27 protein-coding genes are annotated in these 26459 nt (G+C 40.8%); 13 read left to right on the top strand and 14 right to left on the bottom strand.

What is annotated here, in order from left to right; all coding sequences use genetic code 11:
* Nucleotides 1–426 precede the first annotated feature (426 nt).
* Complete coding sequence (locus tag BFC21_RS13380) at nucleotides 427–645, top strand: hypothetical protein (protein WP_162939334.1); 219 nt, start codon at nucleotides 427–429, stop codon at nucleotides 643–645.
* 58 nt (nucleotides 646–703) lie between these two features.
* On the opposite strand, the gene BFC21_RS13375 is transcribed toward BFC21_RS13380, so the two are convergent.
* Nucleotides 704–1135: a hypothetical protein gene (locus tag BFC21_RS13375; RefSeq protein WP_120266225.1), complete on the bottom strand. Its 432-nt coding sequence runs from the start codon at nucleotides 1133–1135 to the stop codon at nucleotides 704–706.
* Nucleotides 1136–1561: 426 nt separating this feature from the next.
* Here BFC21_RS13375 and BFC21_RS27260 point away from each other — a divergent pair, with 426 nt between their 5' ends.
* The 4 genes from BFC21_RS27260 (at nucleotide 1562) to BFC21_RS27255 (ending at nucleotide 6562) form a co-directional block, all read left to right on the top strand.
* On the top strand, nucleotides 1562–2128 hold the full coding sequence (locus BFC21_RS27260) for a hypothetical protein (RefSeq protein ID WP_162939333.1): 567 nt from the start codon (nucleotides 1562–1564) through the stop codon (nucleotides 2126–2128).
* 373 nt (nucleotides 2129–2501) lie between these two features.
* A complete protein-coding gene (locus BFC21_RS13370; protein ID WP_162939332.1) occupies nucleotides 2502–5417 on the top strand; it encodes a hypothetical protein in 2916 nt (971 codons plus the stop codon).
* Nucleotides 5418–5601: 184 nt separating this feature from the next.
* The gene (locus BFC21_RS13365; protein ID WP_162939331.1) at nucleotides 5602–5823 is read left to right on the top strand and encodes a hypothetical protein; all 222 of its coding nucleotides are present in this window, start codon (nucleotides 5602–5604) and stop codon (nucleotides 5821–5823) included.
* A gap of 310 nt (nucleotides 5824–6133) precedes the next feature.
* Nucleotides 6134–6562, top strand: coding sequence for a hypothetical protein (locus BFC21_RS27255; protein ID WP_162939330.1), 429 nt, complete (start codon nucleotides 6134–6136; stop codon nucleotides 6560–6562).
* 715 nt (nucleotides 6563–7277) lie between these two features.
* Here the strand turns inward: BFC21_RS27255 and BFC21_RS27250 are convergent.
* From BFC21_RS27250 to BFC21_RS27240, 8 genes are all read right to left on the bottom strand, one after another.
* Complete coding sequence (locus BFC21_RS27250; RefSeq protein ID WP_095035918.1) at nucleotides 7278–7805, bottom strand: hypothetical protein; 528 nt, start codon at nucleotides 7803–7805, stop codon at nucleotides 7278–7280.
* Between the two features lie 164 nt (nucleotides 7806–7969).
* Nucleotides 7970–8467 (bottom strand): hypothetical protein, encoded by a 498-nt coding sequence (locus BFC21_RS13350; RefSeq protein ID WP_120266222.1) that lies wholly within the window; start codon nucleotides 8465–8467, stop codon nucleotides 7970–7972.
* A gap of 112 nt (nucleotides 8468–8579) precedes the next feature.
* Nucleotides 8580–8930, bottom strand: a complete 351-nt coding sequence (locus BFC21_RS13345) for a hypothetical protein (protein WP_120266221.1) — start codon at nucleotides 8928–8930, stop codon at nucleotides 8580–8582.
* A gap of 79 nt (nucleotides 8931–9009) precedes the next feature.
* The gene (locus BFC21_RS13340; protein WP_120266220.1) at nucleotides 9010–9894 is read right to left on the bottom strand and encodes a hypothetical protein; all 885 of its coding nucleotides are present in this window, start codon (nucleotides 9892–9894) and stop codon (nucleotides 9010–9012) included.
* Nucleotides 9895–10031: 137 nt separating this feature from the next.
* Entirely contained in the window at nucleotides 10032–10211 is a 180-nt protein-coding gene (locus BFC21_RS27245; RefSeq protein WP_141232582.1) for a hypothetical protein, read from the bottom strand.
* Nucleotides 10212–10260: 49 nt separating this feature from the next.
* A complete protein-coding gene (locus BFC21_RS13335; RefSeq protein ID WP_120266219.1) occupies nucleotides 10261–10677 on the bottom strand; it encodes a hypothetical protein in 417 nt (138 codons plus the stop codon).
* Nucleotides 10674–11219: a hypothetical protein gene (locus BFC21_RS13330; protein ID WP_120266218.1), complete on the bottom strand. Its 546-nt coding sequence runs from the start codon at nucleotides 11217–11219 to the stop codon at nucleotides 10674–10676. Before BFC21_RS13330 ends, BFC21_RS13335 begins: the two co-directional genes overlap by 4 nt.
* A gap of 77 nt (nucleotides 11220–11296) precedes the next feature.
* Entirely contained in the window at nucleotides 11297–11620 is a 324-nt protein-coding gene (locus BFC21_RS27240) for a hypothetical protein (RefSeq protein ID WP_162939329.1), read from the bottom strand.
* A 164-nt stretch (nucleotides 11621–11784) separates the two neighbouring features.
* On the opposite strand from BFC21_RS27240, the gene BFC21_RS13325 reads away from it, so the two are divergent.
* The 6 genes from BFC21_RS13325 to BFC21_RS13300 all read left to right on the top strand — a co-directional run bounded on the left by BFC21_RS13325 (nucleotide 11785) and on the right by BFC21_RS13300 (nucleotide 19783).
* Nucleotides 11785–12099, top strand: coding sequence for a helix-turn-helix domain-containing protein (locus tag BFC21_RS13325; protein ID WP_095036855.1), 315 nt, complete (start codon nucleotides 11785–11787; stop codon nucleotides 12097–12099).
* 151 nt (nucleotides 12100–12250) lie between these two features.
* The gene (locus BFC21_RS13320; RefSeq protein WP_120266217.1) at nucleotides 12251–12682 is read left to right on the top strand and encodes a LexA family transcriptional regulator; all 432 of its coding nucleotides are present in this window, start codon (nucleotides 12251–12253) and stop codon (nucleotides 12680–12682) included.
* The gene (locus BFC21_RS13315) at nucleotides 12655–13968 is read left to right on the top strand and encodes a Y-family DNA polymerase (protein ID WP_256557581.1); all 1314 of its coding nucleotides are present in this window, start codon (nucleotides 12655–12657) and stop codon (nucleotides 13966–13968) included. Before BFC21_RS13320 ends, BFC21_RS13315 begins: the two co-directional genes overlap by 28 nt.
* A 178-nt stretch (nucleotides 13969–14146) precedes the next feature.
* On the top strand, nucleotides 14147–16543 hold the full coding sequence (locus BFC21_RS13310; RefSeq protein ID WP_256557580.1) for a hypothetical protein: 2397 nt from the start codon (nucleotides 14147–14149) through the stop codon (nucleotides 16541–16543).
* A gap of 67 nt (nucleotides 16544–16610) precedes the next feature.
* Nucleotides 16611–19070, top strand: a complete 2460-nt coding sequence (locus BFC21_RS13305) for a hypothetical protein (RefSeq protein ID WP_162939328.1) — start codon at nucleotides 16611–16613, stop codon at nucleotides 19068–19070.
* 104 nt (nucleotides 19071–19174) lie between these two features.
* A complete protein-coding gene (locus BFC21_RS13300) occupies nucleotides 19175–19783 on the top strand; it encodes a hypothetical protein (protein ID WP_120266214.1) in 609 nt (202 codons plus the stop codon).
* Nucleotides 19784–20807: 1024 nt separating this feature from the next.
* On the opposite strand, the gene BFC21_RS13290 is transcribed toward BFC21_RS13300, so the two are convergent.
* From BFC21_RS13290 to BFC21_RS13275, 4 genes are all read right to left on the bottom strand, one after another.
* Nucleotides 20808–21086 (bottom strand): hypothetical protein, encoded by a 279-nt coding sequence (locus BFC21_RS13290; protein WP_095036832.1) that lies wholly within the window; start codon nucleotides 21084–21086, stop codon nucleotides 20808–20810.
* Between the two features lie 273 nt (nucleotides 21087–21359).
* Nucleotides 21360–21791 (bottom strand): hypothetical protein, encoded by a 432-nt coding sequence (locus BFC21_RS13285; RefSeq protein WP_095036831.1) that lies wholly within the window; start codon nucleotides 21789–21791, stop codon nucleotides 21360–21362.
* Between the two features lie 15 nt (nucleotides 21792–21806).
* Complete coding sequence (locus BFC21_RS13280; protein WP_120266213.1) at nucleotides 21807–22835, bottom strand: AAA family ATPase; 1029 nt, start codon at nucleotides 22833–22835, stop codon at nucleotides 21807–21809.
* A gap of 309 nt (nucleotides 22836–23144) precedes the next feature.
* Nucleotides 23145–23633 (bottom strand): hypothetical protein, encoded by a 489-nt coding sequence (locus tag BFC21_RS13275; protein WP_162939327.1) that lies wholly within the window; start codon nucleotides 23631–23633, stop codon nucleotides 23145–23147.
* Between the two features lie 99 nt (nucleotides 23634–23732).
* On the opposite strand from BFC21_RS13275, the gene BFC21_RS13270 reads away from it, so the two are divergent.
* On the top strand, nucleotides 23733–24251 hold the full coding sequence (locus BFC21_RS13270; RefSeq protein WP_095036828.1) for a hypothetical protein: 519 nt from the start codon (nucleotides 23733–23735) through the stop codon (nucleotides 24249–24251).
* Between the two features lie 123 nt (nucleotides 24252–24374).
* Here BFC21_RS13270 and BFC21_RS13265 read toward each other — a convergent pair whose 3' ends face one another.
* Entirely contained in the window at nucleotides 24375–26120 is a 1746-nt protein-coding gene (locus BFC21_RS13265; protein ID WP_095036827.1) for a recombinase family protein, read from the bottom strand.
* An 18-nt stretch (nucleotides 26121–26138) separates the two neighbouring features.
* Between BFC21_RS13265 and BFC21_RS13260 the strand changes: the two genes are divergently transcribed.
* Nucleotides 26139–26426: a phosphate-starvation-inducible protein PsiE gene (locus tag BFC21_RS13260; protein ID WP_095036826.1), complete on the top strand. Its 288-nt coding sequence runs from the start codon at nucleotides 26139–26141 to the stop codon at nucleotides 26424–26426.
* Nucleotides 26427–26459: the final 33 nt, after the last annotated feature.

The raw sequence follows: 26459 nt of genomic DNA, 5'->3' as shown, positions 1-26459 counted from the left end.
AATGTTTGTTTGTCAAATCATGATATATGTTAATTTATTTGTTGCTGTGACTTTATATTTTTACAATGAACAAGCTGGTGGTGAATCTTTATGGGCGGATATTAAAGTTGTCTTTGCACCATGTCTATATTTGTTCTTCATTGCGCAGTTTTTTTTGGTTGTTTTCTTCTATCCAATGAATCACCTTTGCATACTGTGGAATTATTATTCTTGAACTGATTGATTAATTCAGTAAACCGGCCATTGAGTCGGTTTTTTGTTGCCTGATTAAACCGTCAATTGAAGAAAGACCAAATGGTATAATAAAGGCATATCTACATACCTTTACCTATGTTAAACCTCAAACAATTCCTGCTTTTCGTTGTACTTCTTTGCGCTGGTACACAAGCAAACGCTGCTCAAAGCACCACATGGTGGTGGTTTGGAATGGACGTTTCACCAATCTGCTCTATTCCCAGCAATCTCTCAAACGTTCTTGATTTCGATGTGAAGCCTTACCTAAACGCGGGTGGGTACATCTGCAACGAAGACGCTGCAATGAATATGGTTATGGACCAACAAACGGCTCATGCGGTGCCTCCTTCAAAGGCTGGCTTGGCTGAGGTCGAATATGAAAGACCAACCAAAGGTGATTTTAAAAGCTGAAATGGCATGATTCAGGCTGGTAAGGCGCTCGTAAACTTAGTCAGAGCGCCTCTGCACATCAGCTCTGAAGTTTCTCTTGGAATTCTTCCGCTTCTTTTGTGATGCCCTGACATTCTGAAGAGAGGGAGCCGTACATGGCTCCGAAATCACGAATGAGAAGCTGCTTATGAGCTACCCAAAAAATGTCGCTTAGGACAATTTGACGATTATCTCCAAGCTGGGTGCTCATGACGTTTACTTTAAATACCACATCTTCCAGAGCCTTCTTATCTGGACATGATTCGATTTTATAATTTACGAAATCATCAGTGTAACCTTGCGCCTCGGATTTGAGGTGTTCAAATCTGGCAGGGTCATTTTCATCGCGAACCATTTTAATCAAATAGAAGCAATAGTGCTCAAGAAGGTCACTATCTACCACGCCGTATTCAAATTGAATAAAGGGAATGTTGAACGCTTTACTCAAAATACCTTCAATCTGTCTTTGCATATTTTTATTTCCTGATTTTGGATAAGGTGTATTGGCAGCCAGAATTATACATTAAGCACGGAAAAGTTTGTAGGTTGAAAAAATTAGAATTTTCTCTGAGTTCCTGATATAGCCAACATTGTTGGCTTTTTTAACAACTGCTAGAAAACCTCATGTAAACATTTTAGTAATTTTGGCGGAAATATTGGCAGCGCTAATAAGTATTTGATTATAGGTAAATTCGCTTGTTCTGATTTGATATAATTCGTATTAATGACCAAATAATGATTTATGAAAAAATTAATTTACTTTTGCTATAGTTTTCTGTGCCTTACGCTTATCTTATTCCATGTGTATGTATTTGCCTTCTTCGAAAGCTTTCAACGTCAAGGTTTTTATGTTTCTGTTCCAGTCCATATATTCGGCTACATGATTACTAGAGATAACATGACTAATGTTGTGTTAAGTGTTATTGCGGTATTTTTCTTTATGGCGTCTATGATAGATTCTTGGCTTAAGTCAAAGTATAAGTATAAAATTTCTATTGCTCTATGTTTATATCTTTTAACCTCAATTTTAGCTTTGCTTTTGTTTGTTGTTGTTAAGTTTTCTTTGATACAAAGTCCTGTGACATTTCACATAGAGAAGTCGTATGAAAAGCCTTATTTAAGCGAGTTGAATTTAAATGATTATTTAGCTCAAGCCTCTATGCGACCTGACGTTAACCGCGTTGAAAATCTCGAAGAATCAATTAAAAAATTTCACATGAAGGCACTTCGTTCACAAATAAGTAATATTGAAAATTACTCTACCTTGTCAATAGAACAATATTTATTTGGCGAAAAAGAATTGTTTTTCGATTTGAGCAATTTGACAGGTGCAGAAGCTATTCGCTATAAGCTGATTTCGTATGTATTTGTCTTAATATATTTTTTAAATTGGTTTATATTTTTTTACCCAAATGGAAAATCTCAAGGCGCAGATTACGTTTGTTCTAGACGAAGGCACCTATAACATTCTTGAAGAAGAATGAAGTTAAGTGATTTCTATCCTTTTTAGCATTTTTCAAACTAACCGGCCATTGAGTCGGTTTTTTGTTGCCTGATTAAACCGTCAATTGAAGAAAACCCAAATGGTATAATAAAGGCATATCTACATACCTTTACCTATGTTAAACCTTAAAAAAATCCTGCTATTCGTTGTACTTCTTTGCGCTGGCACACAAGCAAATGCTGCACCTAGCACCACATGGTGGTGGTTTGGCATGGACGTGTCACCAATCTGTTCAATCCCTAGCAATTTATCAAACGTTCTTGATTTCGATGTGAAGCCGTACCTAAACGCGGGTGGGTACATCTGCAACGAAGACGCCGCAATGAATTTGGTCATGGACCAACAAACGGCTGATGCTGTGTCCCCTTTGAAGGCTGGCTTGGCTGAGGTTGGATATAACAGAGCGTCCAAGGATAATGCATTTTTCTCTTCATTCTGGAATGTAATAATCTACGGAATTAGCTATCTGCTTCTTTGTGCAGGTGGTTGTATGTTGGTTTTATTTTTGTTCACTGTTATGAAGTCTGGTGATTTTAGTGGCTCGTTAATTAATTATAAGAATAGATTGTTAGCTATGCTCCTGTCATTCATGTTTGTGAAGCTTGCTGGCTCATTTCTAATGATGGTTTTCTCATTAAATGTCTTCGTCGCCAATGCTAATCTCTCAAACAATCTTGCGACAATAATTGAAGTGCCTTGCACAGATGACACACAGACTGATTGCACAAATAAATCTAAGTTAGAGCAAAGTGAGAAATTCGTATTAAGCTCGAATTCTGCTGCACAATTCAACGTAGCTATGGAAGAAAACGTTACGACTAGCGCATTGTTCATGTTTAACAAATCCAAAATGGTAAGTGAGCCGGGTGCATTATTTGGCAGTTTATCCAAAGACGAAGCAATTGAAGAGGCTGTGAAACAAGGTCGATTAACTTATCAGTTGACAAAATCCCGTAATGTAAACGTAGACGTAACATCGAATCTTTCAAATATCTTCAATGCATACAAGATTGGGCAGCGTTACACAGCCTTGAAGCTTGCTGATTACAGTGCGAAAGATAGACCGATTTGGGGCTATAAAACGGCCTACGGAACGATTGAGATTGGTTCGAATGGCGGGAATATCGAGACTCAAGCTAGTGAATCTGCAAATGATGGCACCCTAATGAATCAGCTTAGAGCTGTTCAGAAACAAGCTGCTGAAACCATGGGGCAGCAAAGGCTTCCACAAGTTGAAGGGCTTACAAACAAAATCTTAGCCGAAATGAATAGCAGTACATTTCAATCAACTGATTTAGTCATTGATGATGCTATTCGTGCAAAAGCTAAAGCGAGCGTTAAAGCTAACATCGAAAGTAATTTGAAATTGGATAAGATTGGGCTGAAAAATCCGGCTAGTTACGACATTGTGAATGGATACGCTTATGCGAATTTCATGAGTGGCGCTCGCGGCCATGACATGACTGATGATGGTGATTTGCTACGTCAGCAACAAGATTATGCAGTTAAAAATATCATTTTGCTTATTAGAGACGCTTACTGCACCGATAATTGGGACGCTTATAAGCAAGAAAGACAGCAAATAGCGAATTTCAATGACTTGCCCGGCACAGTGAAAATCAAGGATTTGAGTCGTGAGGATTATCCATTAAGCCTTGCGTGCGGCAATCTTAACGCTACGACTCACAAAATCGACATCCTTGGGTCAGATGACCAAACAAAAATCACTGAGAATTTCAAACGTGCTTTGGCTACAAAATTGGCTTTTGACAGATGGGATGCGAGCGTTTACCTAGGCGTTAAAGATGCCTTGTCAGAAGACAAAGGTCATCAAGCAGCCTTGAATTACTCAATATTGTTGAAATACAAAGAGGGCATATTAGGAGCTGGATTAGCAGATATTGAAGTTTCAAATTATCAAAACGCTAAACTGGTCAAGTCTCGTGCATTGAACAATAATCTGTTTTTCACTTTCGCGAATTCTGGTATTGATAAATACAACTACGTTAATCAGAAAATGCTTTTCGGGGATAAAGAAATTGATACGTCATCAGAAGAATACAATACTGTCAGTAACGCATTTCCTCCACTGAGTGAATACTTTAATAATCTAAGCATTGCTTCTGTTGCAAATATTACTCCGTCTTCATTAGTAGACAGTGCTTCAACTGAAAAACTATTCGATATCAATAGAATTTTAACGTCATTGTTAGGTCAAGATTTAGACTCGTTAAAGCTATTGGCAAAATTACCTCTAAACAAAAGTGCTTATGCAGGTGCTGTTGAGTGTAAAGCTGAACCTTTAACGTGTGAAGGAAATCCAACAATCGGTTTTCAAGCTGGTATGAAATTGCTAGGAGATGAATATATAGACTTCGCCTATATGATTATTGGCGGTTCTGTTGCTGCTGACATTATTGTGGGGGGTAAGGATTTAATTGGTAGTGCCGTTGAAACCGCAACATCGGGAATCGGGATGGAGAAATTTGGTCCAGTTCTAAAATTTGCTTATAACACCTCTACGGCTTTACTAATGGCCGTGGCGTATGGTGCAAAAATCTATTTCGGTACATTAAAGCCGTTCGCTTACATTATGTTAGGGCTTGGTTATTTCTGTAAATTTTTCATTCCGATGATGAAGGTTTTCATAATAATTGGTGTGTTAATTCCGTTGAGTTGGTCTATTGCAGTTATCAAATTCGCGACTGGTCCATATCTTTTAGTGAGAGCAATGTGTGCATCTGATGACCGTGCCTCTGCTCAATTCATGAGCCAATTTGGAAATCAAGTCTCAAAAGTAGCATTGGCTCTTCCAGTTTTCAGTTTGATTTACATCATCGGAAACTACATGCTTTCAAATTTTGACCCTTCGAATCTGATTCGTTCTATATTGACGCTAGGTGACGGCGGTTTCGTAGACCAGCTCTTGCTAGGTTTCATGTGCGTCTCAATGCTCGTTTCGATTTGCTGGGCGCAATTGAAAGCAATAAAAGATAAATACAACGAAGTCATGGAAGTGTTCACTCATACGAAAAATAACTATGACGATACAGCAATGTCAGAATTGCAAAAGGTTGCTCAGAATGCCGTGCTAATGAATATCATCAGAGAAAGCGTTGATAAGACTACGCATAAAATAACTGCTACTGTAGGTGGATTAGCGCACAATAAAGCTGAATATCGCAAGCGCTTCAATGAAATTCCTAATCCACAAGATTCGGGTGGAGGAAGAAAAAGAGAAGAAGCGTAATCGTTCACAAAGCCCCATCATGGGGTTTTTTGTTGTCTGATTTTTGAGTCATTCCTAATGGTATAATAAGAGGTAACTATCAATCACTCACATTATGTCATTAACTAAACCAACCAAAGCTTCGCCTATGCAGACTTTCTTTGCGTGTTTCCCTATGATTGTTCTTTTCTTTTGGGGGATATTCATGCTCATGCGTAATGATTTTTTCATGCTGGCACTCGCTTACGCGGGAGTTGTTTTACTCGTAGTTTGTGGAATATTCATTGCTTGGAAATTAAAAGCGAAATTATTGCAGAGGAATTTATTGGTGGGGGAGGTCGCTGTGCATAGAACAGATTTGGCTAATACCCTCAAAGGCAATTCGCTTGATGACGTTCGTAAGAAATTTGATGCAGGTGCTGAATGAGTCTTCACCTTCCACGCATTGCAGGGCTTGCCTTGGCATGTGTAGTGCTCTGTTCTGCTTCGAGCCTTACCAACGCCCGGATTCTGAAAGAGGGCGTTCCTACGCGAAATCTGGACGTTTCGCAGTCCATTTCCCCTTCTGATTTTGACGTGTGTCAGAACCCATTTGTGTTTCGAGAGTCTGAGAAGACCAATGTGCTCAAAGCATTGCTAGGAGAGGGCGTTAACCCTCTCCATGTTGCTGGCTTGTGATTAGGTCAATACGCATGAGTCGATTTGGTATAATGACATTATAATAATTCAATTCTTTCATGTCCTTGATTCAAAATATCGTTTCCTTTGACAAATTCGGCCTTCGCTTTTCTCGATTTTCTGGACGCTATGAATTCCTTTGTGACTCATCATCGCTAGTTTTCGATAATCTACGTTTGACTATTCAGTTTGGTGGTGAGAACACACTTGCTATCAGAAGAGAAGGGCGCAGCTTTAGTTTTGATTTATCCTTAGCGGAAATCAATGTGAATGGCTTAGGAAGGTACGAATTTGGGGAAATACATGAGCGCTATTTCGCCTATAAATTTGGTGACACGCTTGTTGAATTTTTGAAGGTTGATGATGCTAAGGGTGTCCCGGCAATTCTCGTTCTGCCTAAGCCCTCACAAGCGTTTGGCCACCATAAAGCTACTCGATGTTCAGGTACTGGGTTCACTCACTCTGCCTACACGCATAGCGATTCTTAGGGTACAAAAAAAGCCCTCTTGGGCTTGGTCTGTTGCTTGGTCTGTTAGGCGATTTCGCCGTAGTAGTCTTCTTCGTATTTCGAGTATTTCTTAGTCCTTTCAGCTTCCAATCTGTCCTCTTTGCTGTAAAAGCCCTCTGCATGGTTTCTCAATTCGAATTTCTTGAATACTATAATATCAGTAGGTTTTGAGTTGTTTAGTGTCGATTTGAACGAATATTCAACTGAATATGAATTGTAACCTCTAAAAATTAACTCTCTCACATGGTCGATACTTGTTATGTATTCGTCTTCTGCTAAGAAGTGTTCTTTTAGAAATGCTGCGATTTGTGTGTCTAATAACATTTGCATAATTGTTTCTCCGATTTATTATTTAATATGGATTTACTCCATTAATCTAATTTTACCATTTTATTATTCAAATGCAGGGCTTAACGAAAAATAACCCTGTGATTTGTAATTTATTTACAGGCGAAAAAAAAGCCCATCAGGGCTATTTTGTTCTTTGGTGTGTTCAGTGTGAAGTGAGTGCTTCGAGCTGAGATTTCGTGCATGTGAAGCGCTTACTGAAATAGTCACTGATGCTTCTTGTCCCTTTGTAGCTGTGTTTCAATGTGTAGGTGGTTTCGCCTGATTCAGTCAGGATTTCGATTTTCCCAACTGACATGATTATCTGATAAATTTCGTGGTTATTGTTTTTCATGGTAATTTCTCTATTAGATTGTTTTTACGATGTTAAGTGTTTCGCGTGCAACTGCTTTTTCTACCTTGTTAAATTGGGTTTTGCTGATTTTGAATATTACGGCTTTGTCGTAAAGTTCGTATCTGAGGTATTCTTCATGACTTGACGTGGTTTCTTTCTTTAATAATCTGCTGTAGTAGTCTCTGCCAATTTTCTTTAATTCAGAATCTCTTGATAATTTGCTTTCTACGTATTCCACCAAAGCCCAAAAGTTTGCTGATGCTCTTAAAAGTGAATTTTCTTCGTCGTAACTTCTGCCATTATAAACGGATAGGTGTTGTGGGATTCCGTCTTCATATTCTACCGGGCGTATGCTGGCAGGGAATGTATTCCCCCAATTCATTGGGTCAATCATAAATGCTGGTAATACAGGGTGCATTCTTATCCAGCTAATATTTGTGCATAAAACGGATCTGAATTCATTTTTTAGAATTGTAGAAATTTCGTTAAATTCTTCTGCTAGGTTTTGAGCATTGATTGTTGTGATGTTTATGTTGGTCATAATTTTTCTCCGATTATTGTTTTTAGGTTTAGAAGTTTTTCTTCCTTATAAATATAGTACCATTTTATTTTTCAAATACAGGGCTTAACGCAAAATAATCCTGTGATTTGTTATTTATTTACGGGCACAAAAAAAGCCCATTAGGGCTATCTTGGTTTCGTGTCTTATTCGATGATTTTGAATGATACGCTTTTGTTTTTTTCTAATAGCTTTAGATGTTTCTTTTGAACTCTTTTTACTTCAAATACTGAATTTGCTTCAACGCGTGTATACCAGTTGCTTCTGCTTCCTCCCGATTCAATACGCCCTTCTGTTAAAGTTACGCCCCAACCTTCCTCTGCGCTTGAGTCTCTGCTTGTCGCTTTTGCAATTATCCTTCCAGCAATGATTACGCTCGATTTAGCAGCATGGACTGACTCTAAAAAAGTCAATTCGATGTTTACTTTTTCGCTTGCAGCATCGCTGGACATTCCAAAAATCATGTATACAGCCATCTCAACCTTTTCTTTAGCTTTGATTGGGAAATCCCAGCTTTTCTTGGTTGTGTTGAATTTTCCTTTCAATTTTCTAGCTTCTGCGATGAAGTCTTCGTCGTATGCGCTTATTACTCTTATGAATTCCATTTCGTGTTCGTCGCTGAAAAGTTCGATTTTTGTAGTCATGATGTATTCTCCGTTTTTTGTTGTTTGTTTTTAGAAGTTTTCCTTCCTTATAAATATAGTACCATTTATTTTTTGAAATACAGGGCTTAACGCAAAATAATCCTGTATTTTATTAAAATATTTTAAATTGCTCTTTTGCAAAGGATTCAATAAAGGTTTTGTTGTGCTCTATTGTTTCTTTAATCGCTTTGAGCAATTCTTTCGTAGCAATAGATAAGTGCGTGCTTTCAGATTTTACAAAGAACACATCAATATCTGTATTTGAATTGTTCGTAAATGAGACGAATACAGGCTTCTTGATGATTTCTATTTTGCTATTGCTGTGTATCACTTCAACGTATCTTGTTAACCGATTGCCTTGGCTGTCCAGTGCGTAGAGTTTCCCTTCGTTTCGTTTGCCGCTCTTGTATTCAAGGTTGTAGCCTAGATTTTTAATGGCAATATAATATTGATTGACGTTCATTGATTTCTCAGTTGTTTCAATCATCGTACCATTTTATTTTGAAATACAAGTTTTAAGCGGTAATTGTCCTGTGTTTTGATTATCTGGATGATCCGGCACCTACCAATTCACTTGCGGTGGCAGCACGGGCTTCAATCAGGGGTGATTCCTTCACGTTGACTGGTTCGTCAACGAGGTCGTAGTAGCCACACTCACGAAGCTTCTTCTGACGAATCCTTTCGCGTGCCTCAAATACCTTTGCCGGGGTTTTGAACCTGATTGGGTATAGTTTTCCCTCGGTCCACTCGGTAATCACGTCTGAACAATGCTGTGTGAATTCGCACAGATCTACGTCATGGACCACTGTGTTTGTGATGACTTGCAAGGCTGTCGTGCAACACATGATTGGGTCAATGTCGTTCGCTATGACCGTGGCGTTCTTAGCGTGGCGTGGGTTTCTGTTCATCATCAGCGCGAGTGGTGCCAACAACAACGTCCCTGCACCGCAACAAATTTCCCCAAGCTTGAAGGGCTTGTCAGTGTTCTGAATTGGCATGAGTTCAGCGAGACATTCAGCCAGCCAAGGCGGTGTCAGGAACTGTTCTAGTCTGTTTGCACGTTTCCCAGCGAGCATGATGCTCTCTAAGAGAAACGAAAGAACGTCTGTGTATGGGGGATTGGAGGCTACTATTTCGACGTATTGAAGCAATGCATTTGTAAGCGCGCTATTGTCGCAATTGTCCATCTGTTTTTGAGTAATATCAAATATCTGATGGCGTATCACGATGCATTGAACGGTTTCAGCTTCTGACAAACCATATCGTTTGTAACGAGCAATGAATAGCTGTAGCTGACAGTTGAGCGCTGCTTTAACGAAAAGCTTGAAGGAATCATCCTGATTTGTACTGTCGCTATCAGCACGATTTTCGTAAATTTTAATTATGGTTTTTCTTAGAGATTCGATTTGTTTATTCAGATCATTCATTTTTCACCTATTCAGTAATGAGGTGCCAAATGTAGATCGAATTAAATATCTTTGTCAAGGATATTATTATAGTACGCTGAAAACAAATAAAGCCTCAAAAGAGACTTTTATTTGCGGTCAAAATCTTTAAATTTGTTTTACGTTTTTTCATGTTGGTTTGACTCATCGAAAGTCATCATTTCGTCTTCTGCATGAAAGCTTTGCTTTTGTATATTTTGTAGGACGTTTAATTCTTCATCGCTTAGTATTCTAATTCTTGCAAAGCCATTCGCCATTTTTATCGTTTCAAGTTCTCTTTCTATTCTTGATTTGCTCATGTTTATATAAATTTATTGATTGCTCTTATTATACCATTTTGTTGGGTTTCTAAATTAGATTGAAATTTCTTTGAATGAAATAAGCAACAATCATAATTCCGGCAATCAAAAAATACATCTTCTCTCTGAAAGACGGCATTGTGCTAAAAAAGAATTTGAAACCAGCAAATGACAAAAGCAAGCCAAGGCCACCAAAGAAGAATCCGGCTAGTAATGATGAGTCTTTGAAAGCGCTATAAGCTATGACGAAAAGCAGGATTTGAGCCACAAACCAAATGAGCAAAAACACGCCATCGATTTTTGTCAGGGTGTTAGTGCCCTCATATTCACGTTCTTGTATTTCTTTGAGTAGCGCAAATTCAGCCTGTGCTCTCGAATTGTGTGAGCCACCGATTGTGTCCTTCCATTTTCCACCTTCTTGGAAAACTGATTGAGCACTTGATTTTACGTCTTTGACTTTGTTCAATTCTTAAACTCCGTGTAAAAGTATCCGTCGCGTTGTAAATGTTGATATTTTGAGAAGTGTAGCTTCGGCGTGTACATTTCATCAACACCTTTTCGGACGATGTAAACAGTGACGCTGCTGATGCTCGAACCTGATTTGTACTCTGTCTGAAATTGGAAATAATTCAGGCGGTTCTTTTGATGCATTTCGTTTATGTCTACTTGTCGCATAGTTCCATCCCCAAAAATACCGTTTGGGAATTTGATGGTTAAATTTTTATAAAGAGGATTTTTGATTTTTTGCCACGCATTAGCATCAACAATATAGTTTATGTAAACGACTGAGTTGTGACGATAGTTTTTTGTATTCGTGCAAATGTTGTTCAGCATTATAATGTCTTGAATTTCTTTCGAATTCTGCAAAGTCAAATCTTGATAGATGTTCCATTTCTTGATTTGTAGAACGGTTGGTTTTGCTTCGTAATAGTAGTAGCGGTCTGCGCATTTGGCATTCGCTTGAACTGAAATTAAAGCGAGGAGGGCGGTAGCAAGTATTCGTTTCATCGTCGTGAGAGTCCGTTTCGTAGACGCAAAAAAGCCCCATTGCTGAGGCTTGGAGTGACCTTTGGGGTGGTTTTGCCTTACCGACTGAACATGCCTCGGACTGCAGAGCGAACGCTGCTGGTTGCTTCTGATTTCACAGAGTCAGTCGCACTTTTCACCATGTCACCCAAGAAGCTCGATTCTTCTGTGTTTTGGTTCGTTCCAGAATTCGTAGTAGCAACGCTATTTTGACCAGTGCCCGGAATGTACTGAACCTTCTGACCGCCTTCCATTGCCACTGTGCTTGCTGCGGGCTGTGTGCTTGCTCCCGGCATGTAGGCAGAAGCTTGTTTCTGCATATCTGCGCAGCCTGAAAGGCTCAACGTTAGGGTGATTGCTGCAAAGCTGATTGCACGTTTCATGTCCATTTTCTCGCGTGTGTACAACGTTTCAGGTGCCAGACGGGCGGCTTAGATTTTAATTCTACGTGCAGCGTAGAATTACTCAAGCGGAGTCTACGTTAGGCGTTGTTACGAGCGAACGAAAAATGGAGTTAACTGCTTGTTTCTTATACTGAAATTTGCAGATGAAAAATTTACAACTGGGGCAGACAATCAAACGTCTGCGTGCTGCTGCTGGATTGAGCCAGAGTGAGTTGGGGCTACGTGCTGGTTTTGACCCGAATACAATCTCTCGATTCGAGCTTGGCACTGTCACGCCTTCTGTTGACGCTCTGTACAAGCTGGCTATTGAGCTGGAATGCACTGTCCGTGATTTCTTTGTCGATTTTGATGATGACGCTGACAAGCGTGCTTACCTGTTTAACGCAATCTGTAATGCTGACAGTGAAGAGCTGAATCGCCTCGTCGTGCTCGTCAGTACCCCTGCCAAAAAGGCTTAGTCGCCTAATCATCTGAGAAATATCCTACGCACGTCAGATCTACGTCTGACGTAGAGGGGATTAAAATCAGACGCTTCTTGTCGGCATTTTCTTGCTCGACCTTCATGCCTCACTGATACTGTGTGCATATACAGTATTATGAGCAATCACCATGTTTTCAATACTTGGCCCCATTTCAAGCCAGTCCAACCCAGCCAAGAAGCCAGTAGTAGGGCGTGTGAGCTGCGGTTTCCCTTCGCCTGCGCTCGAATATTATGAGCCTCCTCTATCAATAGATGAGCTGGTTTCCCTGCGTGAACCGTCTCGCTGGCTGCTCCGTGCAGACGGAGATTCACTGATGGGGATTGGGATTTACGATGGGGATGTGCTGGTTGTAGACAAAGCTCTTGAACCGCTCAACGGTGACATTGTGGTCGTTGTGATTGGTTCTGACTTTTGCTGCAAAGAGTTCAGGGAGCGTCATGGTCAGTCACCACTTCTGATTGCACACAACCCGGCGAATTCAGATGTTGAGGTTGGTGATTGGGAAGAGATTGATTTGTGGGGTGTCGTGCTTTGGAATCTGCACAAGGTTTCAAGGTGATGGCAGTCTTCTGTCTTGTCGATTGTGATTGCTTCTACGTGAGCGCTGAACGCCTGTTCGACCCCACCTTGATTGGTGTCCCGGTGGTCGCTTTAAGCAACTCAGATGGCTGCGTCGTTTCCCGGTGCCCGATTGCAAAAAGCAAAGATATTGCCGGTGGTGGACTGGCTATAAAAATGGGCGCGCCGTTCTTCGAAATTAAGCACCTGATGAAGAGTCATGGCTTGCGTGTGGTCAGTTCTAACTATGCCCTATACCAAGAAGTGTCTAACCGCGTGATGCGCGTTTTAGAGACGTTCGTGCCCAAAATCGAGGTGTATTCGATTGACGAAAGTTGGTTGGACTGCTCCGGCATGAAGGTGGATTTAGAGGCGTTTGGGCGTGAGATTCAACTGGCAGTTAAAAAGCAGACTGGCATTGGGGTTGGCGTTGGGTTTGGACCTACAAAAACCCTCGCAAAGGCAGCGAATTTCAGTGCAAAGAAATGGCGCAAGGAAACGGGCGGTGTTGTAGTTCTGATGGATGAAATCCGTAGAGACAAGCTCCTTCATTGGATGCCGGTCGATGAGATTTGGGGTATCGGTAGGAAGCTGTCAAAGCGACTAGAGCTAATGGGTATCAAGAAGGCTATCGACCTTGCCCGTTATGATAAGAAATCGCTTCGAAAACTATTCAATGTAAACGTCGAGAAGACCTCGATGGAGCTGCAAGGTGTGTCGTGTTACGCGCTTTCTGAGGGTGCTGAGCCAAAGCAAACCATCGCGAGCACACGTAGTTTTGGCGAGAGGATTACGTCTATTGATGGGCTTCGTGAAGCGGTAGCGACGTATGCCACTCGAGCGTGTGCAAAGCTGCGCAGTGAAGGACAATTGGCTTCGTGCCTACAAGTCTTTATCCAAACAAGTCGATTCGATGACAAGCCTTATAGTAGAGGCGTGATTTGTGGGCTTGTGGCTCCTAGTAATGACACAAGGGAATTCGTAGCGCTCGCTCTGGAAGGTCTGAGCAAGATCTACGTGCCAGGTTATCGCTATGCCAAGGCGGGGATTGTTTTGAGCCAGTTCGTGACGAGTGAAGGCTACCAACCCGACATGTTCGCCCCGGTGCCTAGGCGTAATTCTGAGGTGTTGATGAAGGTCGTGGACGGAATAAATGCTCGTTATGGTCGGGGAAGCATCAGGCTAGCGATAGAGCCACCTATTGCCCATTGGGCAATGAAAAGGGATTATCTGTCAGATAGTTTTTGCACAGATTGGAGTCAGCTCAAGCGTGTGAAAATGAGCTGAGAAATTTGAAGAAAATGCTTTGTAAGATTTAGGGGTTTTTGAACCAGTCGAACTGGTTATTATGAGAATATCTCGAACCTCAACAAGCATTAGGAAGGCGCTTAGAGTTTCGAAACAAAATAGTATACTGAAACAGTTTAATAAATTGATATTTTAGCGAAATTTTAAACTTAAAAGGATGTTTGATTTGAGCCTTTATTCAAACCTAAAAACTGCCAGAACCGAAGAAGATGTAAAGGATGCTTACATTAAGGCGCTGGGGTTGAAAAGTTACACGAAAGGGTTGATTGATATCCAAACCAAAGAAATGTGGTTTGAGGCTAAGGACACTGGGAAAAATTCGTGTTACGCAATGTTTACCCAACTATTGCACTATGTTCAAGTTGCTGTTGATAAAGGTGAGACAGTCCCTCCATTCCTTGCCGTAATAGATACAGAAAAGGCTGCGCTTATGAAGCTCAGCGACGTATTGCCTTTTTTGAAAAAGAAAACGGTTAAGTGGGGGAAATCTGCAAGCCAATATACACAAGAAGCCTTAGATGAAATTTCTGCGCATATCGGTACTCATTTCGTAGCATTCAAAATATCTACACACGAAGAAGAATTCATAAGTACGGCAAAGGAAGCAATTAAGTCTGGCGATATTATTCGAATACAGATAACCCCGGATAACCTAAAACAGGTATTTGATAAATGGGTTGTGATGATTGGAGAAGAATTGTCAGGCGTTAAAGCTGAGGATTATGCTCTGCTATTTTTTGCCGACATAATGCACGATGGAACAATTTCTACACATGCGAATCTCACAGCCGAGCTGCTTCACAAAAATGGTGCCCCAATATTTAGCCTTGCTGGTAAGTATTACGATTTAGGTAATCAGGATGGTTACAGAGAATTTTGGGCGATATATCACAAGCCTCCAAAATCTGAGTACAGGGATTATCTTCTAGAGCGTCGAGACAGTCTCATCCCAATTAATGAGCGTAGTTTCAAAGGTGCTTTTTACACGCCGCTTCATGTGGTAGATAAAGCATATGACAAATTGTCTGAATCTTTAGGAAAAAATTGGCAAAAAGATTATGTTGTTTGGGATATGTGCTGCGGCGTCGGGAATTTGGAAGTCAAGCACAGTAACCATCGCAATATTTTCATGTCTACTCTGGACCAAGCAGATATTGACGTGATGAAAGCCACCAAGACCTGTGCGGCTGCAATTAAATTTCAGTATGACTACCTAAACGACGATATAACTGATTCGGGTGGCATTGATTACAGCCTGACAAATAAAGTTCCTCCTCAGTTGCGAAAAGCAATTAGCGAAGGAAAAAAATTGCTGGTTCTTATCAATCCTCCGTATGGCGAAACTGGTGCTGGGGTTGGGCAGGGAAACAAAAACAAAATTGGTGTTGAAAAAACACGAATAAATGCTTCTATGACTACTGAAGGGTATGCTAGTAAAGAATTATTTGTTCAGTTTCTAACCCGTATATCAAAAGAGCTTCCAAATGCTACTTTGGCAATGTTCAGTACTTTGAAATATGTCAATGCACCAAATTTTGAGAAGTTCAGGAATAATTGGAATGCTGAATATTTAGGTGGCTTCGTTGTCCATAGTAAAGCCTTTGATGGAATCAAGGGGGATTTTCCAATTGGTTTTTTGGTTTGGAAGACAAATCAAAATGCAGCTCAGAAAACGCCAATTGTAGAGCTTGATGTTGATGTTCTTGATAAAAAAGGGAATCAGGTAGGAGCGAAGAAATATTACAATCTCTCGAATAACCTTCATCTGAACGTATGGATTAAAAAGCCAAAAACTAACAAAAACCCTGCGTTACCATTATCAAATGCAGTTACTGTTTCAAAAAATCCGCGTAAAAAAACTTCATGCGACGAAATGGTTGGATACCTATATGCTAGTAATAATGATTTGCAGCATGCAGCTATAGAAACCTGCATAACATCCTCCATATATACAGGAGGCAATGGTGGTGGTTTATATATTGTAGAAGATAATCTTTTGCAGGTTGCAGTTGTGTTTGCAATGCGACGAATAGTTAAGCCAACGTGGTTGAATGATAGAGACCAATTTTTGCAGCCGACTGAATTTTTGACGGACGAGTTTAAATACGATTGTCTAATTTGGATGCTCTTCAATGGTTATAATCTAACCGCCGGAGCTGATGATATTGATTGGGATGGTATGAAATGGTCATTAATAAACCATTTTATTCCATTTTCCGAACAGGAAGTCGGTTCACCAGGCCGTTTTGAATCAGACTTCATGGTGCAATTTCTTGATGGAAAAACCCTATCCAGTGAGGCAGTTGCAGTATTGGATTGTGGTCGAGAAATTTGGAAAAGTTATTTTTCTTATGTTGATATTCGAGCAGTTCGGGAAGCGTATAAGTTAAATAGACCTGACGTAGGTTGGTATCAAGTACGGAAAGCCTTACGTGAGCGAGCAAAAAGCAGTCATAACGTGCCAGTTAGCTTTGCGTCATTTGAAAGTTCTTATAAAGAGCTTAGCGAAAAATTGCGTATGAACGTTTATGAGCTAGGTTTTCTGCGGAAATAATTTTTCCCCGGACACATATCAAACGGCGTGACTTTAAGTATTGATGCAATCTTGCAAAGAGGTTGCATTGATATTTTTAGTTTTTGAAATGTTTTTTTATCAGGAATCAGCGTTTGTTCCAAATGGTATAATAGTAGCATTACTACCAACATGCCGAATGAAATTCATACAACCCTTAATCCTTATTCTTCTCCTTTCCCTTTGCGCAAATACTGCATTTGCTGCTGATAAAGCAGATTGTTATCGCATTGACTCACAAGAAAAGGTCAGTGTTTGCGCAAACGAAATCCTACAAGACGCTCCTTTCATTGGGCCTATGCTCGATGCTTTAAAGACAAAATACTCAACATATTTTGCCTCTGCGATTGCAAATACATTGCTTTCTAATGATGATAAAGACGTAATCAATTTAACTTACGACGAAGATAAAGAAAACACGCTTACAAAATACAGAGATGTTTTCGGCAAGGCGCTTCAATTTTTCTTCTTGTTTGTCGGTACAGCATATTGCTGCATGGCAATCTACAAAACACAATTTACCGGCGAATTTCTTGGTACGAAGCAGCATGACTTTGTTTATTTAGCCTTTAAGTTTGTTGTTGTGTACTACCTATTGGGGTTGGGTGGGCTATTCGATTTGGTGGCTGGGGCTGTGCTGGCTTCTGTTTTGCTTGCAACATCGTTCATAGTGTGGGCAACAATAAATATCGTTCCATATTTAGAAGTAGATAAAGGAAGCAATACAACACGCGCTGAGGCATTAGCTCGGGATAATGTTGACTCAATAATTCAAGTCATGATTCAGAATGAAGCTGCGAATATTTTGTTCCAGAGCAAAATGCTTAACAAAAATAATTTCAGTTCGGTAGTGAACGGGAAAAGGGTTTACACAGAGTCTGTTTATTCGAAATGCATGGAGCAAGACGCTGAGCCAAACCGTTTTCTCGCTACGCTGCTTTTGAGCGGCGAAACACGCAAATCTCAGAAATGTCTCAAAGAAGGGCTTGGGTTTAAGGAGTTTTCGTTAGGTAGTGTGAGTTATTCCGGTCAAGACGAGAGCACAAGACAAGCACTGTTAAAAATGACTGACATGGCACATTTTGTTGCGTATGACACGATTAAGTACATGTGTGACACAGCCTTAAACGTCGATGACAGAAGGGCTAAGTGGTCAGAGAATGCGACGGGGAATCCAAGGGCTTACAACGAGTGTCTGAACCGTTCGGTGAGTGGCGGTGTAGGTGTGGGTGAAGGTGGTGCGATTGAGTTCTACCCGACGAATAGTGGCGTCTCAAAAGCATCCATTCAGGCTCAGATTGAAGAAATGAGGAAGATTTTTATTGGTGCTGCTACGAGCTATGTAGACAACCATTCCAAGGAAGCAATCAATTTGGCGCAGAAGCCTTTGACGAATATGATGAGCTTCATACTCGACATGGCTACTGTCAGCAAAGTAGCTGGGAATTTAGAGGATGGGTATTCAAAAGAATTCACTACAAGCATCAGTGTAGAAAGCAGCCCCCTCATGAACGCTTCTGGCTCAATGGCTGGATTAACCCAAGAACTCGACAAAACAGAAATCAACAAGGTTTGGGACGAAACGAAGGTAATTCGTATATTTGACATTGACAGAACGATTAGAGTGTTAACTCAACAAAGTGACAGCTTGCTGAGTGAGAAAAAGCTACAAGATGGCGTTGAGTACGTAGCTAATAAAGTCATGGGCAATCTGTACAGCACATCGGGATATACATTTGAAGATTGTACAAAGGCAGTGAACACCTGTGTTGCACCTGTATTGAATCAATCTGCTGCGCTTTTCCAAAACGGAATGAAAACCCTTAAATTTTATTGGGGAACATTCTTTTTAGCAAAAATTGGCCAAAAATCATTTGAGAGTCAAGATTCTGCAAAAAGCAAGGCAATTGCTCGAGTATTGGGAGGTTTTTCATTCATAACAGGATTAGCCATTGCTGCGTGCGCTGCGCTTCTTGTGTTAGGCGGTGTAGTGACTCCAATGGTCTTTTTGATGAGGTATGCATCAATAATCTCATCTGTAACAGCGACACTGCTTATATTTACATATAAGCTTTTGACATTGCTGTCGCCATTTCCGTCTAATTTGGACCACGAAAAATCACATGTAACGCTGTTAGATTTGATTTTGGTGGTTGTTTGGAAGGTTCTTGAACAGTCCGTTATTCTTATTCTTTTTGTGATATCTATCGGAATACACAGTATCGTATTAGTAATAGTAGGGTTTTGTGTTCATGCGATATTATTGCCAATGTTCTCAAATAATTCACCATTAGAGACTTTGATTGCTCTTATATTGTCGGCGTTAGTGTTTCAATCGGTTTGTGTTTACGTTCAAATAAAAATAGCAACAACACTTATGGGTTTGATGGATTCGTTAGAGAAGATGTTCAAGGTTCAAACATTTATTAATGCAGCTCAAGAAGCCGCTGCAGGATATGAGAAAGTGGCAGGTAAATTCAGAGATATGAATAGAAAAGTTTTCAGTTAATTTGCTGGGCGATGAATGGGTCTTGTTTGTTTGTCGCTCTAGAGTTATAAATGAATTAATAAATGGTATAATTGCATTAAAAGGGATTGCAAGAGGATTAAATAATGAATAACCAATTGAAAGCGTCAACACGAAGGTTTGAAGATTTAACAATATATGGTGTGTATTACGGCATAGCGTGCCTTGCATTGTTCTTCTTGAAATTCCTGCTGTTTGAAGGGATTTTGACCGGACCAAATGGCATACACGCAGACATGACAAAAATCATGCTGTTCCCTCCCTTGTGTGCAATTCTTGTCTCAATGCTTGTCAGATTTTTTAAGTATGTCGATAAAGGCATGAGCGTTGGTGACATTGGGAGAACAAACAGAGAAGCGAAAATCCATTCTTACATGGATAAATTCAAATACCTGATGGCGTTCGTGTTTTTGATTGCGACATATCAAACAGCCAAAATGAACTTTTTCGGAGTGGATATTTACAGTTTTGCACCAGAGATTAAGTTTTGGTTTAACGACTCGTACAGCATAAATGCTTATAATTCAGCAAGAAGGGCATTCATGGGTAGAGATTTAGATGCTTATTTCACTGTTCTGTACTCATTTGCAGCAGCGTATTTTGTTGTTGGTGCAGTGGGCTATTACGCTATGAAGGTACATGCTGATTTAATCCACAAAGCCTTCTACTACAAATCCATTCGACAAGCACATTAATTCTAGCCACTTTAAGCAGTGGCTTTTTTTTGCCTACGATTTGAGAAAGCCAATCCCGCTGAAGCGGGGGAAGGGGTGTTAGTGAGGTTTGGATTCAGCGAGTTTCTTTATCGTGTCTCGACAGATAGAAGTGCAGAAAAAATCAAGGTAAAGATTAATCGGTGGTTTGTTTTGAATTGGTTTAACTACTGGTACAGGGTTCGGTTGTGCGTTTTTCATGATTAAGTAATTTGGTTATATCGAGAATTATACCATTCCGCATTCTCTGAATTTCCACTTAACGAAATATTGTCATATCTTTTTCTTACGTGCGTCTTATGTACGTCTGACGTTAATCACACCTATACAAACATTATAGTATTCAACAAAAAAGCCCCGTAGGGCTTGATTATGCTGCTTTCGATAATCCAAAATAATTGAACAGGTCGAACAAGTCATAGTCAATGTATTCAGCATTTTGGTCATCACCTTCATACAACAATTTACTGATAACGATTCTTTTGTTGTGAAGAATGCTAGTCAAGAAATCATCAATCGAATTCTCAATGACAAGGTTAACCACGTTCACAGAGTCCTTCTGACCAATCCTGTGGCATCTATCTTCGCACTGAGTCATCTTCGCTGGTGTCCAATCCATCTCAAATTAAAAATTAAATCAAGTTCTTAGTGGCAATTATTTTCAAATATATTACGTTATTCTGATTTGTTTCTTACTTGTTTCTGATTAAGTTAATACCTACGTCTTACGTAAATGAGGGTATTTATGGCGCGCTGTGGTGAATTCTGCTGAGTAATCCCCCGTTGAAATCTCTGAAATTCAACACAGAGCGTCTGATTTATAGGTGCGATGAGGTAAGAAATAGGTCTGACGGAGGTAGGACATTGGCGCTCATTGACATGAAATGCCTGTATTTACTGGGTTTGACGTTCGTCAGACGTAGGTGCGATTTAGGTGTGAAGGTTGTCAAACCTAAACATCAGGCACAAATAAAGCCCTTCAAGGGCTGCTTTGATTCTCGGGGGTTTAAACGAGAAGGGTGCATAACTCTGAGAATTTGCTTTGTGCGTTTTCTTTTGTTACTTCTTGCTCGTTGAAAATCCCTATATCCAATCTGAATGCGATGGATTCCGCAAGGTCGTACTTGCTGTAATTTGAAGACTTGCCTGTTACTTCGTTTTTCAAAATGACCACTGTGTCATTTACGTCTTGTACTGAAATATTGTTAAAAGGCTTTATGTCGTTTTTGAAATTGCCTAAGTCATTTAAGAATTGGTTCGCGATTTTAGAATTATTATTTATCATTTTATAGCTCCGGTTTTTGGTTATTTAGAAAGATTTTCTCTTCCTATACACAAATTATACCATTATGAAAACTGCCAATTTGCAGTTAAGCAATTTATTTCTGACTTATTTCTTATTTAAGTGAGAGTTAATTATGACGTAGGTGAGACGAACGTCAGACGTAACGTTTACAAGGGTTTCGTTAGTCTTATGTACGTCAGACGTGCATAGGACGTTCAAAATGGTGGCAATAAAAAGCCCCGTTTAAGGGGCTGGGGGTTTGTATCTGTTGCTTTAAGTTCTTGCCAATTCCTTGTCAGCAAGGTTCTTGAAAATCCTGTCCTCGTAATCCATGCGGTCTTCCAAATCGATGAATATCTTTTTGAGGTCAGGGTTATCCAAAGCCAACAAACGTAGACGGTTGAGGATTTCAATGTCTGCTCCAAGGGCTGCAAAGAGTGAGGTTTCGTAGCGGTCAGTGTCGAAAATATCGGCTATCAGCTCTACTGAGCGCGCTGCATGGCTTGTGTAGGAAAGAGTCTTCCTCACGTTCTTGTTGCCACGCTTAACAGCGTTGAGGTCGATGAGAGCCGCCTCTGCCTTGGTTCTGATAACAGCAGGGGCCAGATTCACAACCACGGCTTCTGGCTGGATTTCTTGTGGTTGTGGGTTCTCTGCTCTTTTTGCTTCTGCGCGTGCTTTAACTGCTTTTATATCGAATGTCATAATAATTCTCCTGTTTTAGTTTGTGATTGTGATTGTTTGGTTTTCAGAAGCCTCAACAGCTTCTGGTTCTTCGTCGAATGCAGAAAGGATTGCATCGACTACTAGGTTGAATTCAGTCTGAGCAAGCTTTGCTGAATCGGTTGTAGCGTTGTAGATTGATTGACCTTTGTTGAACTGATTCGGGTAAACCGAGCGGAAAACCAACGGGGCATTTAGCGGCATTTGATGCTCGCCAAAAACCTCTCCGAATTGCTTTATGTCTGCCATCATCTGACTGTTACGGTCGATTTCTTTCAGGGCTTTACGCTCTGCATTACGTGCGAGCCTTGCAGCCGTAGTGGATGTATCAGTGAGCGTGAGGTTTGCGCTGACTTCTTTCGCATTTGCTTTAATGCGGGCTGGTTCGAAAGCTAAAAGTGAACGTACTTTAGTGTTGAATTTACCGCCTAGGCTCACAGCGTCGTACTTCAAGTCTTCGATGATGCTAGATACAGTCACAGCAGTTACGGCGTTTTGGTTATCGCCCTTGTATGGGGTGATTACGAGGTTGCTGAAACTGATTAGTCGTTTGATTTCTTTGATTGGGTTGTTTTTTGAGTCAAGAACTTTAGCTGGAACGTCAACAATGATGTAGTCGAAATTAGCGTATTCACGCTTGATAACGTCGAACTGAGCATCTAATTCGTGAAGACTGCGTGCAATCACAACTGGACGGTTTTCGATAGCAAATTCGTCATATTCGATTTGGTCTAGCAATGCCTGAGAAACTGCGCGGCCTTTTGCTTGAAGAGCATTTACCTTCGCTTTGTTTTTAGCGATACGATTTTCTGTTTCTTCTTTGTGCTGCTCGAAAAACATCTGGATTGTCGGTACGCCATCTGTGTCTACGATTAAAACGCGCATTCCTTGAAAAACTAAAGCATGAGTGAGATTCGCTATGGCTGTGGATTTGCAAATGCTTTTGTGGCTAATCCAAGCAAGAATTTTTGCAGCTTGCAACGCTGGTATTAGTGGTTTTGTTTCGAAATTTACTGATTGATTCATTGTGATTTCTCTATTAATAATTTGGTTATGTTTAAAGTTATATCATTTATTTTTCTAAATTCTTACGTTAGTGAGAAAAAAGTTAAAAATAAATCAGAAATATTTATTACCTACGTCTTATTCACGTCCTAATTACGTCTGACGTGCGTAAGAACTGAAACGGATCATGGATTAATTCAGCCCTTTAGTAAAAGAATAGATCTGTGATTTTTAGACTGAAGGGATATCAAAACCTTTTGATTTTGATTTTTTGGATATCAGAAAAGGATTTTATCTTTAGTCAATAAAAAAGCACCATTAGGTGCCTGTTTAAGGTTTGAGAGTTTTTCGCTTAGGTTTTGCATCAGAATCAATCGATGGGTAGGCTTGAAGAAGCTTGTTTGAAAGCCCTCGCTCTGCTAATGCTAAATAGTTGTTGTCGTACCCATTCGAAACGCCATTCGCCTGCGCCTGCTTGTTAGCTTCGTGAACGATTCTGCTGAATTTCTTCATTTCATCGTAGAAAAGAGGCGCTTCATTTCTGATGGCGACAGCAATCTGCAAAGCGTTTAGGTGTGCTTGTGCATATTGGTCTTTACCTTTTTCTGTCTTTTCAAAGATTGAGTGTGAGTAGCCCTCTGAGAAATATTCTTTCTGCAAAGCCGGGGCTTTCATTGCGTCGATGACTGAATCAGCGTTGACTGACTTCATAACCTGAATCAAGGCGCGGGGAAAAATGCACGAATCACTATCGTTTGGATTGATTGAAGCGCGTAATGCATTATTGATGTGCTGAATTTCTTGCTGCTGATTTTTCATGTGGTTAAAGGTTGTTTTTATAATAATAGCATTTGCTGATTGCGTGGCTTCCTAGCTAGAGCTATTTTGATGGCTCATTGAAATCATTGAGTAAGCCACATGAAACGGATTTTGAGCGGTTTGGTGCTGATTGGCTGTGCTATGGGCGCTATGAGTGCGGGTGCTGATGAACGCTTCAAATTTGAGGCTTATCCGGCCTCTGCCGTGTCTACCAAGGCAGTGAGTAAGATTGACTGGAAGTCGAACCCTGACCTTGCAGGTTACTGGAAGTCCAAAGAGGCTGTTGAGCGTGTCGTGGGCCAGAAAGCTAACTTTGCTGGGCACTTCGTCGTCACTTCGTTTGGCTGTGGCACTGGCTGCCAATCTACGGCATTTATCGATGTGAATAACGGCAAGGTATACAAGGCTCCGATGCAGTTCCCTACCGACAAAACTGAACTGCCGAAAGTCAGCGGCGGGAAAGCTCATCAGGCTTCGAGCAACATGATTTTTATGTCCAGTCTCGACTATAAAGGCACTGACATGGTTCAGAGCGATGGGGTTGTTGTCTTCGATGAGAAGTCGAACAAATTTCAGACTGTGGCGAAATCCAAGCCATACAAGCTCGAAATGGAATGATTTGATGGTGGTGTGGCTTCTGTGAGGTGCAATGCCTTGTAGAAGCCACTCCGCTGCGCGGGAAGGGTAGTGCGTGTGAGGTGATGAGCCGTCGCTTGTTAAAAAGCGGATAAAATCGTTTTATTAAATAGTTGTTTTGAATTCTTCTGCCAGATTCCCAAATCCATACTGTTCTAAAACGTCAATCTCCGTTTTTATGTTGTAGGTAGCCATCACCTCTTTGTTAACCGCAACTTTCGCTTCAAGCATCTTCGTCTTCTTTTCGAAATTGAAATAAAAGGTTAGCCCATTCGTGGCGAGGAAGTTGATGATTTCTAAGCGTCCATGCTCAGTTTTGAATAGTGATACAAAATCTTCAACGCTCTTAACATTCAGTTTTGCTGACGTGTCAATTGAATTCACTGTCAGAATTTCAAGCTCTTCCTTTGCCTTCGCTACTTCTGTCTCTGCTTTCATAAGCATTTTCAGGATTGCGGCTGGTACTGCTCCATCGGTAATTGACTCTACGGTTTTTTCAAGGTTTTCCAATGTCATTTTCTTACGAGAGAAAATAATCTCTTTCTCAATCTTTTCTTTGTTTAAAGATTTACTTTCATTGTTGCCTTCAAGAAAACGCATGAATTGCTTACCGATTTTTGCATAATTATCCATTTCTTCTGGTGTTTCAATTTTGGTTCCATTCGCTGTTCCTACAGAGAATTCTGATTTTTTTACAGCCTCAAATAGAGCGGGTTTCTTGGAAAGATAATCCCAGAAAAACGTTGAGCCAATCATATGAAGCAATACCGCAACGGCATAATCATAGCGAAAACGATTTCCGCATTTTTCTTCTTGCTCGAAATTACTTCTGCAACTCATATAGAAATAACGCTTGGTTGTACTTCCAAAATGGTTTGCGAAAAACATTGATTCATTGCATATTCCGCACATAGCAGTGTGGCGAAAAATGTTGGTATTGTCTTGGCTGGCACGTCCCGCACGACGATGAACCCTGCGGCTTTGCATTGATTGGCGGGCTTGTTCAAACAATTCGTAACTAATGATTTGAGGGTAATAGTTTTCAATGTATTTATCGAAAACCATTTTTCCTTCTTTTTTTACTTGAGAATACATAAACCCAAGGGGGTATTTAGTTTCAAATATATTTTTGACTCGATTGTTCGTCCAACGAACCATTGAATCTTTATTGATTTCCTTAATCGTGGCTGTAACACCTTGCAGCTTTAGCGACTCGAAAATCTTGGTTAGCTCGGCCACCTGTTCAGGATGTGGCTCAAATCGATTCGTTGATTCGTTATAGCGCACGCCGAAAGGAGGGCGTTTCGCATTGAATGGAACCTGATTTTCGACTGCAGCGTTCTTTGCCTTTGTCCATGCCGACAAACGCCTAACGCTTTTCGTTCTGGATTCTTCGTGTGCGCGCTTCGCAATTACAGACAGAAGAATGTCTTGCGAAAGGTCATCAATGCCGTTCGTATCAGAGGCTTTTTCATAGCGCTGATTGTCGATAGTGGTGACAAGAATGATGCCTTTTTCAAGGATTCCATTCACCAGTTCCTTCGCCTGTAGGAGCCTCTGACGTGACAGGCGGTCGATGGACTCAACGAACACGTAATCTCCCGGACGAATGCGAAGGCTCGCTATCTGGTCAATCAGATCCTTGAGTTTGCCATGCGTGAGGTTCTTGCCGCTGTATGCAGACACGCCATTTTCATAGAAGAAATTTTCGTCAGGTATCTCTACCTTATGATGCTCTGCAAGGGCACGAATAGACTCCTTCTGACGTGTCACAGAGTCCTTGTCATCGCCACCTTGCCGCTTGGTCGAATGGCGGATATAAGCATAGCCTGCGGGGGTTCGGGTCGTCATGACACACCTCTAACGTGAATGTTAGAAATAGTATCATTGTTCAAGACCAATCATATGCCCGTGCGCTTCCTGATTTATGTGGCGATCACGGCACTGACCCGCTTGCTGATTTCCAACGTGTCCCATCACAACCCGCCGGACATGGGCGTGGTGTACCTGACCGGGGCGATCCTGTTGCTGGCGTTTGCCATCCTGGTGGTGCGTTATGCGTCGTCGCAGTTCCCGTCGGTGAAGATCGAGAACCCCCATCGCAAGACCGGTGCCGGCTCCGGTGAGCACCCGGAAGTGGAGAAGGGCGAACTTTAAGCGGTTTGCAGGCATGAAAAAGGCGGGCCCACC

The sequence above is a fragment of the Pseudomonas sp. TMW 2.1634 genome (assembly GCF_001703595.1).
GTDB lineage: Bacteria > Pseudomonadota > Gammaproteobacteria > Pseudomonadales > Pseudomonadaceae > Aquipseudomonas > Aquipseudomonas fragi.
This window is presented reverse-complemented; position numbering and strand designations above follow the sequence as displayed.

Excerpts from the sequence above, each read along its gene's own strand:
- BFC21_RS13380 (WP_162939334.1), top strand. The coding sequence starts at position 427 with ATGGACGTTTCACCAATCTGCTCTATTCCCAGCAATCTCTCAAACGTT.
- BFC21_RS13375 (WP_120266225.1), bottom strand. The coding sequence starts at position 1,135 with ATGCAAAGACAGATTGAAGGTATTTTGAGTAAAGCGTTCAACATTCCC.
- BFC21_RS27260 (WP_162939333.1), top strand. The coding sequence starts at position 1,562 with ATGACTAATGTTGTGTTAAGTGTTATTGCGGTATTTTTCTTTATGGCG.
- BFC21_RS13370 (WP_162939332.1), top strand. The coding sequence starts at position 2,502 with ATGGACCAACAAACGGCTGATGCTGTGTCCCCTTTGAAGGCTGGCTTG.
- BFC21_RS13365 (WP_162939331.1), top strand. The coding sequence starts at position 5,602 with ATGCTCATGCGTAATGATTTTTTCATGCTGGCACTCGCTTACGCGGGA.
- BFC21_RS27255 (WP_162939330.1), top strand. The coding sequence starts at position 6,134 with ATGTCCTTGATTCAAAATATCGTTTCCTTTGACAAATTCGGCCTTCGC.
- BFC21_RS27250 (WP_095035918.1), bottom strand. The coding sequence starts at position 7,805 with ATGACCAACATAAACATCACAACAATCAATGCTCAAAACCTAGCAGAA.
- BFC21_RS13350 (WP_120266222.1), bottom strand. The coding sequence starts at position 8,467 with ATGACTACAAAAATCGAACTTTTCAGCGACGAACACGAAATGGAATTC.
- BFC21_RS13345 (WP_120266221.1), bottom strand. The coding sequence starts at position 8,930 with ATGAACGTCAATCAATATTATATTGCCATTAAAAATCTAGGCTACAAC.
- BFC21_RS13340 (WP_120266220.1), bottom strand. The coding sequence starts at position 9,894 with ATGAATGATCTGAATAAACAAATCGAATCTCTAAGAAAAACCATAATT.
- BFC21_RS27245 (WP_141232582.1), bottom strand. The coding sequence starts at position 10,211 with ATGAGCAAATCAAGAATAGAAAGAGAACTTGAAACGATAAAAATGGCG.
- BFC21_RS13330 (WP_120266218.1), bottom strand. The coding sequence starts at position 11,219 with ATGAAACGAATACTTGCTACCGCCCTCCTCGCTTTAATTTCAGTTCAA.
- BFC21_RS27240 (WP_162939329.1), bottom strand. The coding sequence starts at position 11,620 with ATGAAACGTGCAATCAGCTTTGCAGCAATCACCCTAACGTTGAGCCTT.
- BFC21_RS13325 (WP_095036855.1), top strand. The coding sequence starts at position 11,785 with ATGAAAAATTTACAACTGGGGCAGACAATCAAACGTCTGCGTGCTGCT.
- BFC21_RS13320 (WP_120266217.1), top strand. The coding sequence starts at position 12,251 with ATGTTTTCAATACTTGGCCCCATTTCAAGCCAGTCCAACCCAGCCAAG.
- BFC21_RS13310 (WP_256557580.1), top strand. The coding sequence starts at position 14,147 with ATGTTTGATTTGAGCCTTTATTCAAACCTAAAAACTGCCAGAACCGAA.
- BFC21_RS13300 (WP_120266214.1), top strand. The coding sequence starts at position 19,175 with ATGAATAACCAATTGAAAGCGTCAACACGAAGGTTTGAAGATTTAACA.
- BFC21_RS13290 (WP_095036832.1), bottom strand. The coding sequence starts at position 21,086 with ATGATAAATAATAATTCTAAAATCGCGAACCAATTCTTAAATGACTTA.
- BFC21_RS13285 (WP_095036831.1), bottom strand. The coding sequence starts at position 21,791 with ATGACATTCGATATAAAAGCAGTTAAAGCACGCGCAGAAGCAAAAAGA.
- BFC21_RS13280 (WP_120266213.1), bottom strand. The coding sequence starts at position 22,835 with ATGAATCAATCAGTAAATTTCGAAACAAAACCACTAATACCAGCGTTG.
- BFC21_RS13275 (WP_162939327.1), bottom strand. The coding sequence starts at position 23,633 with ATGAAAAATCAGCAGCAAGAAATTCAGCACATCAATAATGCATTACGC.
- BFC21_RS13270 (WP_095036828.1), top strand. The coding sequence starts at position 23,733 with ATGAAACGGATTTTGAGCGGTTTGGTGCTGATTGGCTGTGCTATGGGC.
- BFC21_RS13265 (WP_095036827.1), bottom strand. The coding sequence starts at position 26,120 with ATGACGACCCGAACCCCCGCAGGCTATGCTTATATCCGCCATTCGACC.
- BFC21_RS13260 (WP_095036826.1), top strand. The coding sequence starts at position 26,139 with ATGTTAGAAATAGTATCATTGTTCAAGACCAATCATATGCCCGTGCGC.